The organism is Desulfocurvus sp. DL1XJH-121 (assembly GCF_054819825.1).
Map to the genome: position 1 here is coordinate 53926 of NZ_JBTVWW010000013.1, position 12039 is coordinate 65964.

The 12039-nt window shown below is 61.6% G+C and carries 8 protein-coding genes and 1 tRNA gene; 1 reads left to right on the forward strand and 8 read right to left on the reverse strand.

The window, feature by feature from the left end; genetic code table 11:
* Positions 1–2 precede the first annotated feature (2 nt).
* The 4 genes from ACYYG1_RS10605 to ACYYG1_RS10620 all read right to left on the reverse strand — a co-directional run bounded on the left by ACYYG1_RS10605 (position 3) and on the right by ACYYG1_RS10620 (position 4865).
* Complete coding sequence (locus tag ACYYG1_RS10605; protein WP_461210281.1) at positions 3–1193, reverse strand: quaternary amine ABC transporter ATP-binding protein; 1191 nt, start codon at positions 1191–1193, stop codon at positions 3–5.
* 664 nt (positions 1194–1857) lie between these two features.
* Positions 1858–3258 carry an NAD(P)(+) transhydrogenase (Re/Si-specific) subunit beta gene (locus tag ACYYG1_RS10610; RefSeq protein ID WP_461210282.1) on the reverse strand — a complete coding sequence of 467 codons (1401 nt, stop codon included), beginning with the start codon at positions 3256–3258 and terminating at the stop codon, positions 1858–1860.
* On the reverse strand, positions 3255–3545 hold the full coding sequence (locus ACYYG1_RS10615) for an NAD(P) transhydrogenase subunit alpha part 2 (protein WP_461210283.1): 291 nt from the start codon (positions 3543–3545) through the stop codon (positions 3255–3257). Before ACYYG1_RS10615 ends, ACYYG1_RS10610 begins: the two co-directional genes overlap by 4 nt.
* Before the next feature lie 159 nt (positions 3546–3704).
* Entirely contained in the window at positions 3705–4865 is a 1161-nt protein-coding gene (locus tag ACYYG1_RS10620) for a Re/Si-specific NAD(P)(+) transhydrogenase subunit alpha (protein WP_461210284.1), read from the reverse strand.
* Positions 4866–5274: 409 nt separating this feature from the next.
* Here ACYYG1_RS10620 and ACYYG1_RS10625 point away from each other — a divergent pair, with 409 nt between their 5' ends.
* Positions 5275–7098, forward strand: a complete 1824-nt coding sequence (locus ACYYG1_RS10625; RefSeq protein ID WP_461210285.1) for a methyl-accepting chemotaxis protein — start codon at positions 5275–5277, stop codon at positions 7096–7098.
* An 84-nt stretch (positions 7099–7182) separates the two neighbouring features.
* Here the strand turns inward: ACYYG1_RS10625 and ACYYG1_RS10630 are convergent, their stop codons facing one another.
* The 4 genes from ACYYG1_RS10630 to ACYYG1_RS10645 form a co-directional block, all read right to left on the reverse strand.
* Positions 7183–9264 carry a PAS domain-containing sensor histidine kinase gene (locus ACYYG1_RS10630; protein ID WP_461210286.1) on the reverse strand — a complete coding sequence of 694 codons (2082 nt, stop codon included), beginning with the start codon at positions 9262–9264 and terminating at the stop codon, positions 7183–7185.
* Positions 9265–10162: 898 nt separating this feature from the next.
* Entirely contained in the window at positions 10163–10663 is a 501-nt protein-coding gene (locus tag ACYYG1_RS10635; protein WP_461210287.1) for a hypothetical protein, read from the reverse strand.
* 52 nt (positions 10664–10715) lie between these two features.
* Positions 10716–11429, reverse strand: a complete 714-nt coding sequence (locus ACYYG1_RS10640; protein WP_461210288.1) for a hypothetical protein — start codon at positions 11427–11429, stop codon at positions 10716–10718.
* 507 nt (positions 11430–11936) lie between these two features.
* A tRNA-Asn gene (locus tag ACYYG1_RS10645) sits at positions 11937–12012 on the reverse strand.
* Between the last annotated feature and the right edge of the window lie 27 nt (positions 12013–12039).

The window sequence follows — 12039 nt, forward strand, 5'->3', positions numbered from 1 at the left end:
GTCTAGTTGCCTCCTCTTTCCGCGATGGCGCCGAGAAGCGAGCCGCGAACCACCACGCCCTTGAGCTTGCCCGTTTCCGTGACCACGGGCAGGGGGATGGACCGGTCGTGTATGAGTTGGATGAGTTCCGCGGCCGGGGTGTCCGGGGCCACGGCGTCGGTCTGGCGGGTCATGACGCTTTCCAGGTCCGTGGAGCCGCGCTTGATGAGGTCCGCGCAGTCCTCCACCGTGACCAGCCCCTGCAGCTTGCCGTGGTTGTCCAGCACGTACAGGGAGCCGATGGCGTTGCTGCGCATCTTGCGCAGGGCCGAGCGCGGGCCGTCCGCCCCCAGATAGGCCACGGCCTCGGATTTCTTCATGACCATCTCCGCGGTGAGCACCTTGGTGATGTCCACGTCCTCCACGAAGCGGGCCACGTAGTCGTCGGCCGGGTTGGTCAGGATCTCCTCGGGCGTGCCCACCTGGACGATTTCCCCGTCCTTCATGAGCACGATGCGCCCGCCGAGCTTCAGGGCCTCGTCCAGGTCGTGGCTGATGAACAGAATGGTCTTCTTCATCTCGTCCTGGAGGTTGATGAGCTCGTCCTGCATGTCGCGGCGAATCAGCGGGTCCAGGGCCGAGAAGGCCTCGTCCATGAGCAGGATGTCCGGGTCCAGGGCCAGGGCCCGGGCCAGGCCCACGCGCTGCTGCATGCCGCCGGAGAGTTGGCGGGGGTGGGCCTCCTCCCAGCCCTTGAGCCCCACCAGCTCCAGGGCGTTCATGGCCTTTTCGCGGCGCTGGTCCTGGTCCACGCCCTGGATCTCCAGGCCGTATTCCGTGTTCCTCAGCACCGTGCGGTGGGGGAAGAGGGCGAAGTTCTGGAAGACCATGCCCAGTTTTTCCTGGCGCAGCTGGCGCAGTTCCTGGATGTCCAGCTCGCGAACGTCCACCCCGTCCACCACCACGCGTCCGGCCGTGGGCTCGATGAGGCGGTTGATGCAGCGCACCAGGGTGGACTTGCCGCTGCCGGACAGGCCCATGACCACGACGATCTCGCCTTCCCCGACGTCGAAGCTGGCGTTGTTCACGCCCACGCTCTGGCCGGTCTTCTTGAGGATCTCTTCCTTGCTGGTTCCCTGCTCGAGCAGGGCCAGGGCTTTTTTCGGGGCCGTCCCGAATATCTTGTACAGGTTTTCGACAACTATTTTCGGCATTGCGTCTCCACGGAGTCGGTAGGATGAATACGGTCCGCTCTGCGAGCGGCCGTCGGGAACAAACAGGGCAAAGGGAAATGACGGCTGCTGCGGGGCGGCCTAGGCGAAACGGGGCAGGGGATACCTGCCCCTCAGGCCGCGCGGCAGGCGCGGGCCGGAGGATCGGTATAAGCGGTCCGGCGTACGTGCGCCGGAGGCATGGTCGGACATGTGTGTGTTCTTGTTGCGAAGCAATACTGTATTTGTCGCTGTAAAATTATGTAATGAAAAGCTCTATTAGCGTATATGTAACAACTGTCAGACTGTTGTACTGCTGATCAAGAATGTGCGAAGTGATGCAGCTTTCTTTTGATTGGCAGGCCAGGATGTGCCCATTGTCGGCGGCTGTGGTTCAATCCGCCTTTTCGGTCAATCGGTATTGTTAGTATGGATAGCTGTCTGTGTCAAGAGGTTGGAAAATGCTTGTTTAATGCAGATTAGATGTGGATAGACAGAGCAAGCAGGAGTCATGTGTCCTCAGCGGTCCGATACTCGATCAAGGTCGATCAAGGTCCCTCATGCTTCATCATGCTGCCGCATGCGCCGCCGCCGCCCCGGCCCGCGGCACGAAAAAGCCCCCGTCCGGCGCGGCGGGCGGGGGCTTGAGCGCGGATGGCGAGGGTTTCTAGAGTTCCTTGACCGCCTCGGCGATCTCCTGCACGGCCTTTTTGCCGTCCTCGAAGTACATCAGCGTGTTGTCCGCCGCGAACAGGGGGTTGGGGATCTTGGCGAAGCCCGGGGACAGGCTGCGCTTGATGACCACCACGGTGCGGCATTTGTCCACATCAATGATGGGCATGCCCGCGATGGGGCTGCTGGGGTCGGTCTTGGCCAGAGGGTTGACCACGTCGTTGGCGCCCAGCACCAGGGCCAGGTCCACCTGCCCCATCTCCGGGTTGATGGAGTCCATCTCCCGGAGCTTCTCGTAGGGCACTTCGGCCTCGGCCAGGAGCACGTTCATGTGCCCGGGCATGCGCCCGGCCACGGGGTGGATGGCGAATTCCACCTGGGAGCCGCGCTTCTCCAGCAGGTTCATCAGGTCGCGCACGGCGTGCTGGGCCTGGGCCACGGCCATGCCGTAGCCGGGCACCACCACCACGCGCCGCGCCCCGTCCAGGAGCATGGCCACTTCCTCGCCCGAGGTGGCCTTGACCTTGCCCGCGTACACGTCGTCGGCGCTGGCCGTGGCCTCGCTGGGCCCCATGGCCCCGCCGAAGAGCACGTTGGCCAGGGAGCGGTTCATGGCCTTGCACATGATCTTGGTCAGGATCACGCCCGAGGCCCCCACCAGGGAGCCGGAGATGATCAGCACGTTGTTGCCGAGCACGAATCCCGTGGCCGAGGCCGCGATGCCGGAATAGGAGTTGAGGAGCGCGATGACCACGGGCATGTCCGCGCCGCCGATGGCCATGGTCAGGAGCAACCCGAGCACGGCGGAGGCGGCCGTCATCCACCAGTAGAGGTCCGTGCGCTCGGGCATGATCACCATGGCCGCGCCCAGGGCCAGGGTGCCCAGGGCCACGAGCAGGTTCACCGCCCGCTGCCCGGAAAACGAGCAGGCCCCTTCCAGGAACAGGCGCTGGAGCTTGGCGAAGGCGATGAAGCTGCCGAAGAAGGTCACGCTGCCGATGATGCCCGAGGCCGCCGTGGCGATGAGCATCTGGTAGTCGCCCCCGGCCTGCGCCGGGCCCGCGCCCATGGCCTCCAGGTAGGCCGCGCCGGCCACCAGCACGGACGCGCCGCCGCCGAAGCCGTTGAACACGGCCACCAGCTGCGGCATGGCCGTCATCTCGATCTTGGCGGCCAGGATCGCGCCGATGATGGAGCCCACGGCCACGCCCGCGATGATGTATTCGAAGGTCAGCACGTGCCTGTCCACCAGGGTCGCGGCCACGGCCACGAGCATGGCCAGGGCCGAGAGCAGGTTGCCGCGCACGGCCGTGCGCGGGCTGGTCAGGCCCTTGATGCCCATGATGAACAGGACCGAGGCCACCAGATAGGCGAGGTTGATGAAATTCACGTTCATGAGCGTTGGTCCTTTTTCCTGAACATGTGCAGCATGCGGTGGGTGACCATGAAGCCGCCCACCACGTTGATGGAGGCGAAGACCAGGGCGCCGACACCGAGGACGGTGGTCAGGGCGCCGTGTTCGCTGCCCGCCGAGAGGATGGCCCCGATGAGGGTGATGCCCGAGATGGCGTTGGTGCCGGACATCAGCGGGGTGTGCAGGGTCGGCGGGACCTTGGTGATGACCTCGAAGCCGACGAAAACCGCCAGCACGAAGATGGTCAGTCCGATGACGAAAGCTTCCATAATTCTATTCTCCTTGGCCTGGCAGGCCGCCCCAAAACAGCGATCTGCTTCGTTGCCGCGAAAGATTCAAACCCTCGCGTACGGGCAGTACGCGTCGGTCTTGAATTTTCCTTGCGCCTCGCATCTCGTTATTTTTGAACGGCCTGCGCAAAATGACTCCTAGGACGCTGCCTGGAGTTTTTCCAGCAGCATGGGGTGCACGACCTTGCCGTCGCGCGTGACCATGGTGCCGGCGACGATCTCGTCGTCCTTGTCGATGTTCACCGCGCCGTCCTCGGTCATGTTCAGGAGCATGGTCACGATGTTCTTGGAGTACATGCGCGAGGCGTCGCCGCACATCTGCGAGGGCAGGTCCGTGGGGCCGATGACGGTCACGCCGTTGCCCGTGATCACGATTTCGTCGGCCTTGGTCAGCTCGCAGTTGCCGCCCGTGGCCGCGGCCAGGTCCACGATCACGGACCCGTGCTGCATGCCCTCCACCATGGGCGCGGTGACCAGCACCGGGGCCTTGCGCCCGGGCACGGCCGCCGTGGTGATGACCACGTCGCTGCCCGCCACCACGCGGGTCATGAGCTCGCGCTGCTTGGCGTAGAAGGCCTCGTCCATGGCCTTGGCGTAGCCGCCCTTGTCCTCGGACCCCCCGGAGTCCAGCTCCATTTCCACGAACTTGGCTCCCAGGCTCTGGACCTGTTCCTTGACGGCCGGGCGCACGTCGTAGGCCTCCACCACCGCGCCCAGCTTGCGGGCCTGGGCGATGGCCATGAGCCCGGCCACGCCAACGCCCACGATGAAGACCTTGGCCGGGGCGATGGTGCCCGCGGCGGTCATCATCATCGGGAACATCTTGGGCAGGGCCGCGGCGGCCAGGAGCACGGCCTGGTAGCCGGCCAGGGTGGCCATGGAGGAGAGCACGTCCATGCTCTGGGCGCGGGTGATGCGCGGGATGAGCTCCATGGCGAAGAGCACGGCCCCGGTCCTGGCCACGGCCTCGGACTGGGACGGATCGCCCAGGGGGTCGGCGTGGCCCACCACGATCTGGCCGGGCTTGATCAGGGCGAGGTCCTGGGCCCCGTGGCTCGGGTTGGCCCCGGGAGTGCGGACCATGAGCAGCACGTCCGCGCGGGAGAACAGCTCCGCGCGCTCGGCCACCAGCGTGGCGCCCTTGTCCACGTAAGCCTGGTCCGGGAATCCGGCCGGGACTCCCGCCCCGCTCTGCACGAGGACTTCGAAGCCCGCCTTGGCGAGCTGCGGCACCACCGCGGGCACGAGGGCCACGCGGCGTTCGCCGGGAAAGGTTTCCTTGGGCACGGCTGCGATCATGACAAAGGCTCTCCTTGTGGCAAATGTTCCTGGGGATCGAAGCCCATATAAATACACTAATTCCCCGGCGCTGACCATACTGGCGCGGGAGGGTTTTTCGTGCGCCCGGCGGGCGGCCCGGCGGGCGGCCCGCGCCCCGCGTCGGGATTCGCGCTGGGCTGTCCGCCGCCTTCCGGTGGCGCGTCCGCGCGTGGTGCGGGTTTCCCGCGCGGTTTCCCGTAAGGGCGGCGCGCTCCGCGTCCGGACCGCATCGTCGCCGTTTCCGGGGCCTGTTTCGCGCCATCCGGATTTATTGGAGATCAACAATGGAGCAACAGGCGGTTGTCGTCGTTCTGTTTGCCGTGGCAGATGAAATGATGTATTTTTGAACAAACTTGTATTTATAAATCAATACTGATGGGGGCGTATCATGCTGCGTTCGTTTTCCATTCCAGTGCGCATATTTTTCGTGCTGGCGCTTCTGATCTTGTTCATCGCCGGTACCGTGGCTGCGTTTTTGAATAATTCCGAAGGAATAAAGACCCTCAGCGTGGGCCAGGTGGACGAGCGCATGCTCGCCGGGCAAAAGGACAAGCTGCAGGTGGCCTCGCATTCCCTGGCCCTGGCCCTGGGCGAGGTGGTCAAGGGCGTTCCCGGGGACGCCGAGCGGGTGGAGCTCATCCGCGCCGCCCTGGACCCCGTGCGCTTCGAGGCGGACAAGTCCGGCTACTTCTTCGTCTACCAGGGCACCACCGTGGTCACGGTGCCGCCCAGGCCCGACCTGCGGGGCAAGGACCTGGCCGGGGTCAAGGACAAGAACGGGGTGGCCTACGTCAAGGGGCTCGCGGCCAAGGCCAAGGCCGGGGGCGGATTCATCGACTACATCTATCCCAAGCCCGGGGCCGGCGACGTGCCCAAGCTGGGCTATGCGGAGATGATTCCGGGCACTGATTTCTGGGTCGGAACGGGCATCTACATCGACAATATCCAGGCGGCCAAGGACGAGGTGGATGGGCGCATCACCGAGGTGGTCAACGAGCACACCGCCTGGATCGTGTCCGTGCTGGGCGCGGTGCTGGTGCTCGGCGTGCTGCCCCTGGCCTGGCTCATCGTGCGCAGCATCACCGTGCCCATCGCCAATTCCACGGCCGCGGCCGAGGAGATCGCCGGGGGCAACTACGACGTGGCCCTCAAGGTCCAGGGCCGCGACGAGGCCGCCAAGCTCCAGCAGGCCCTGAACGCCATGGCCGAGACCCTGGCCGCGAACATCGACGAGATCACGGCCAAGAGCCGCGAGGCCGAGGACAAGGCCGCCGCCGCCGCCCAGGCCCAGGCCGAGGCCGAGGAGGCCACCAAGCGCGCCGAGCGGGCCAAGGCTGAGGGCATGTGCCAGGCCGCCGAGCGCCTGGAGGCCGTGGTGGCGCGCATCGCCTCGGCCACGGAGCAGATTTCCGCCCAGTCCGAGGAGATCAGGGGCGGCACCGAGAACCAGCGCGAGCGCATCCACACCACGGCCACGGCCATGGAGGAGATGAACGCCACGGTGCTGGAGGTGGCCAGGAACGCCTCGGACGCCTCCCAGAACGCCGAGGACGCCACGGGCAAGGCCCGCCAGGGCGCCGAGGTGGTGGGCCGGTCCGTGGCGGCCATGAACACCACCCGGACGCAGACCGACGCCCTGCAGGAGAGTATGAACACCCTGGGGGCCCAGGCCGAGGCCATCGGCGCCATCATGGGCGTGATCACGGACATCGCGGACCAGACCAACCTCCTGGCGCTCAACGCGGCCATCGAGGCCGCGCGCGCGGGCGACGCGGGCCGAGGCTTCGCCGTGGTGGCCGACGAGGTGCGCAAGCTGGCCGAGAAGACCATGAGCGCCACCAAGGAGGTGGGCGATTCCATCGACGCCATCCAGCGCGTGGCCGCCGAGAACATCTCGGGCATGCGCGTGGCCATGGAGGGCCTGGTCAAGGCCACGGAATACTCCAACGAGTCCGGCGTGGTGCTGGAGGAGATCGTCTCGGGCACCGAGGAGAGCGCCCAGAAGATCCAGAGCATCGCCACGGCGGCCGAGGAGCAGTCCGCGGCCAGCGAGGAGATCAGCCAGGCCCTGGAGGAGATCAACGCCATCGCCTCGGAAACCGCCCAGGGAGTGGAGGAGTCCGCCAAGGCCCTGCGCGAGCTCCTGGAGCAGGCCGAGGACCTCAACGCCCTGGTGGCCGAGCTCAAGGGCGAAGGCGAGTGCGGCGTCTAGCCGTCCGCTGACGGACGAATGAAACGCGGCCCCGGCCCCTCGCGAGGGGCCGGGGCCGCGCTGTGCTCCGTGGCGTCGCGCGCCCTACCGGGACAGGGGCAGGCGGATGGTGAACACCGAGCCCACGCCCGGGGAGGACTCCACGCTGAACTGGCCCCCGTGGTTCTGGGTCACGATGAAGTAGGACACGGACAGGCCCAGGCCCGTGCCCACGCCCGGGGCCTTGGTGGTGAAGAAGGGCTCGAAGATGCGTTTGCGGGTCTCCGGGGACATGCCCGGGCCGTTGTCCTCCACCTGGAGCACCGCGTAGCCGCCGGCCTGGAAGGTCCTGAGCACGATGGTCGGCTTGACCCCGGGCTTGGGCACATCGGCCATGGCGTAGGCCGCGTTCTTGACCAGGTTGAAGAGCACCTGCTCGATCTCGGTGTGCGCGCAGGTCACCGGGGGCAGGGAGTCCGAGCATTCCCGCACGATGCGCACCTTCTTGAAGTCGTAGTTCTTTTTCAGGTCGTAGTCGCTGGCCGCCAGGGTCAGCACCGTCTCCACCAGGTCGTTGAGTTCGCAAGGGGCCATGCTGTTGCCGCTCTTGCGGCTGAAGTCCAGCATGTTGGAGACGATCTTGGCCGCGCGCTGGCCGGAGTCCTGGATGCCCGCGAGCATGCGCAGAATGCCCCGCTGTTCCATGTACCGCTGCATTTGGTCCATGGAGAAGCCCAGCTCCTCGGCGGCCTTGGCGTTGGCGGCCAGCTCCGGCGAGAGCCTGCGCACGATGTTCTGCGCGCCCTGGAGGATGCCGCCCAGGGGGTTGTTGATCTCGTGGGCCATGCCCGCGGCCAGCCCGCCCACGGACATCATCTTTTCGGTCTGGACCATCATCTCGTCGATGCGCACGCGCTCGGTGACGTCGTCCACCCGGATCACCGCGCCCTCCATCTTGCTGGCCACCAGGGGGAACACGGTGACGTCGTCGAAGCGCACCTCGCCCCTGTCCTGGCGGAACAGGCGCGGCGTGGTCAGCACGCGGTGCTCCTTGATGGCCGTGCGCACGTTTTCCATCTCCGGGGCCAGGGCCGGGAAGACCTCCTCCAGGGGCCGGCCGTGGGCCGCGGCCGCGCTGATGCCCGTGACCCGTTCGGCCTCCAGGTTCCACTGGGTGATGTGCCCCGAGGAGTCCACGCCCACCAGAGCCGAGGGCATGGAGTTGATGATGCCTTGCAAGAGGTTCTGCAGGCGCATGAGCTCCTGCTCCGCGAGCTTGCGCGGGGTGATGTCGAAGATGGCGCTGGTGAAATATTCGGGCCGCCCCTCGCGCCAGGACACGCCCTGGCCCTTTTCCGAGACCCAGCGCAGCTGGCCGTCGGCGTGGATGATGCGGTATTCGATGTTGAAGTCCGCGCCCCGGGTCAGGGCGTCGGAGATGGTGGCGCGCACCCGCAGGCTGTCGTTGGGATGCACCACGTCGCGGGTGTAGGCGATCTCCCCGGAGAAGAACCGCGACGGCGGGAACCCGGTGATGTCGCAGAGGGAGTCGCTGGCGAACAGCGGCGTCCAGTTCTCGTCGTTGCGGCAGTGCAGCACGGACCCGGGAATGTTCTCCACCAGGGAGCGGTATTTCTCCTCGTTGTCCCTGAGTTCGGCCAGGACGCTTTCCAGCTCGGACGTGCGCTTGCGCACCCGGGTCTCCAGGTGGCGGTTCATGTCCAGCAGGCGCAGGAACAGCCAGACCCCGCCCATGAACAGCACCAGGCAGAGGAGCACGTAGAGGTACATGTACACCGCGCGCGAGGGCCAGAGCACCCGGATGGTGCCGATGGTGCGGTTGTCGTGGCGGATGTCCGCGCTGATCACGTGGCGGGGGATGAGGCCGATGGCGATGAGCAGGGAGTCGGTGCGCGAGGGCTTGGGCCCTTCGATGCGCAGAAAGACCTTGTCCAGGTCGTCCTTGACCTCGATCCATTCGTAGCCGTAGGACTCCGCGGCCAGGCGCAGATAGGCCAGGGCGCTGGACTCCTCAAATGTCCACAGGGCGTTGGCGATGACCCGCGAATGGTTGCGCGCCTCTTCTTGGGCTTGGTCGTAGGACCTGGCCTGGTTGATGACGATGAACGTGGCGAAAGCCAGGGCGGCGAGGGCGCAGGCGAGCAGGAAGCGTTGTGTGGTGCGCACGAGACATAGTCCTTGGTTGGAAACTCGATCTCTGTCTGCCTTCAGGGCTGCTGGGTGTGGTCAGGCCACAATCCTGACCATAGCATAACTGCAAAGGGGGGTGATAGGCAAATAATGACTGTTAGACAGGGGGGCTTGGCGTGCGGTGAGATATGTCAACAGGGAGGAGTTTGGAGTGTAGGGAGAGAAAACTCAGATTTCGTTTTTAAAGGCGGAGGCATATTGAGAAGAGGTTCTGTCAGGCCTGCAAAACGCAGGTAATGTATGCGGAATGGTTTGCAAACTTGCGGTGGCAGTTGTCTAAGATGAGACGTGGGCACTCGGGGTGATTTGTATTGGTTTCGGTGTGCGCTTCGGCTGTTGATTCGTTATCTTGCATATTTGTGGGTAGCCCTGGATATCGATCTGGTAGATTGGTGCGGAATGCCCTGGATAAGGATATGTAATGGAATGGCACTACGGAATTTGCGCGATGAGGGCAACATGTACACTCGAGTCTTCTTTGCCCTTACGTAATATTTGCAGTATGGGGTAGGAAAGTAGCGTAGTTAAGTGCTAAATAATATACCCTATCTGTTTGGGCAAAGTGGAGTGCGTATAGCAATCATTAGGCTCTCATCGCTGGGGCTCAAAGGGGTTTCTGATAAAACTTTTTCGGAAACCAAGTTATCAAAATGTGTGATATAGTCAGCTACACGAGCAGGAGAGAGGTTGGTCAGGGGTACTCCTTCTGTTTGCTCGACCTCGGCGACGGTGCACAATACTGCATTTAAAACATCACGATCGGCAGCAGGAACTTCATATGTCGATCTAACATCGATGCGATGAGTCAAGAGCTTTGTCAAGACGTATGTTGCCTTGATGGCCTTTCCCAATGGTAAAGCATGAAGATTTGTTGTCATACCATTAATTCCGAAAAATCATGTACTCGGAATAATTCCCGAGGCAATGAAAGAATAAGAAATTCCGATGAGCAGGGGTGAGCAAGTTCTCCAATATCAGGGATAGAGATTAGCTGTTTGACGTCATCGTATGTCATTTGGTACATTAAAGGCTTAAAATCAGGGGGGGTTGAAAGCTCAACTATTTTGAATATATCTTTTTTTTGCTTTGATGAAATAATCCTTGCCTCGTATTTTACTTCGGCGCCGCGCCTGATACCAGTCTTTTGCTCCTTGATAAATAGACCATGTAAGTCACCGCGTTGTGACTCAAGCGCAAGTTGCTTGTATCGATGCATGGGTTGAGAAGTGGGAGGGTTGGCAAGAAGGCAGTCGGAATCGACTTCTGAGCCAGCTTCTGACGCAGCCCAGACATAATGCTTATCATCATAATACAATTGATTGATGCGATACGCAAGAAGGCAATTTGTTGAGTATAAAATTTTTGATGCCTTCATACGATTACACGCGTCGTCGGATGAATTGCTTTAAGGGGCACCAGCCTGCGGCCTATGCTTGTTTACTTTCTGGTATTGTGATCTTTTGTAAAAGTAGGTCGGCATCCAATTTTGCCGCCCCCAATTGGTTAATGAGGAGGTCAGCCACCTCGGGCGTAATCTGGAACCCGATATCACTAGTCTCGCCAGAATCTAACGTGATACGGACTGAGATGACTGGAATAACAGTTTCCAATATGGGGTTGTATTTGTCTAGAGGGGTGCCCCATCGGTACGGCTTATCAAAAACTGCTCTCAACTCGACAGTAGTTCCACAACTGCGGAGAACAGGAAGTACACCGGCCTCGTACGTGCGCTCTTTTTTTGCCTGTGACAGTTCTGGAACAGATCTTTCTTTCAGTTCCTGCAAAAAAGCCAAGAATATTGCTTCTTGATCTTGTTCAAGTAGGCCGAGTTCGATTAGATCACTAGACCAATCTGTGTGGGGTTCGTCCTTCAGGCGGTCATCTAGCATCTGGCGTAAGAAGAAGCCTGCAATGTCAAAAATATGTCCGATGAGGAGTCGTGTTGTTCCTGTCTCTGACTGAATATCTTCGATCCGTTTTTCCATTTCTTTTTCAGTCCGGATCGAGACGAGACCAGGCAGGGCGTTTGCTATTGCATGACGCTGCCTTTGATCTAAGTCGAATATGGTTTTTAGATCAGAAATGAATTGTTTGTTTGTTTCACTACTAGGATCGAACTCGCCGAAAAGTTTTGATTTCATGGTGGTCTCTATTGTTCGTAGTGCCGTTGTTCAGGTTCCCATATGATCGAATCGCACATTTTGCTCTTTATATTAAATGGCCAAAATTTGTCATGAGGTTTCACTATCGTGTTGTCTTTATTGAAAAAACTTGTGCACAGTAGGACCTTGCAGTCGGACGCTATCACTTCTGCAGTGAGGGGTCAAACGTTTGCTAATTATATATTCTGCGTAATCGCTTTCAGCGGTTCTGACGTTGTTTGGGGCTTGAGCGCTTATAAATTCGAGCACGTCTATGTCAAGCAGATTCGGTGCAGTGGCTGTTGCCGCGTGCGGCTGGGATACAAGTGAAAATGGGGTAAATGAGGAAGATCATCAATTCTTCGTAAATAGTGATTCGGGAGACGGAATTAAACGAGAATTTGAGGGAGAAGTCTGCTGCGAGGTGTCAGACAGGTGGGAAGGGTGGACTTCAATACGAAAAAGGGATTCCAGGAAAGAACGTTTCCTGAAATCCCTTGAGATTTCTGGCTCCCCGGCACGGACTTGAACCGCGAACCTAGTGGTTAACAGCCACCCGCTCTGCCGATTGAGCTACCGGGGAACATTGCCGCCAGGCCGTTTACGGCGT

What these genes read in the sequence shown, in the direction of transcription:
- ACYYG1_RS10605 (WP_461210281.1), bottom strand. Translation starts at nt 1,193, where the DNA reads ATGCCGAAAATAGTTGTCGAAAACCTGTACAAGATATTCGGGACGGCC.
- ACYYG1_RS10610 (WP_461210282.1), bottom strand. Translation starts at nt 3,258, where the DNA reads ATGAACGTGAATTTCATCAACCTCGCCTATCTGGTGGCCTCGGTCCTG.
- ACYYG1_RS10615 (WP_461210283.1), bottom strand. Translation starts at nt 3,545, where the DNA reads ATGGAAGCTTTCGTCATCGGACTGACCATCTTCGTGCTGGCGGTTTTC.
- ACYYG1_RS10620 (WP_461210284.1), bottom strand. Translation starts at nt 4,865, where the DNA reads ATGATCGCAGCCGTGCCCAAGGAAACCTTTCCCGGCGAACGCCGCGTG.
- ACYYG1_RS10625 (WP_461210285.1), top strand. Translation starts at nt 5,275, where the DNA reads ATGCTGCGTTCGTTTTCCATTCCAGTGCGCATATTTTTCGTGCTGGCG.
- ACYYG1_RS10635 (WP_461210287.1), bottom strand. Translation starts at nt 10,663, where the DNA reads ATGAAGGCATCAAAAATTTTATACTCAACAAATTGCCTTCTTGCGTAT.
- ACYYG1_RS10640 (WP_461210288.1), bottom strand. Translation starts at nt 11,429, where the DNA reads ATGAAATCAAAACTTTTCGGCGAGTTCGATCCTAGTAGTGAAACAAAC.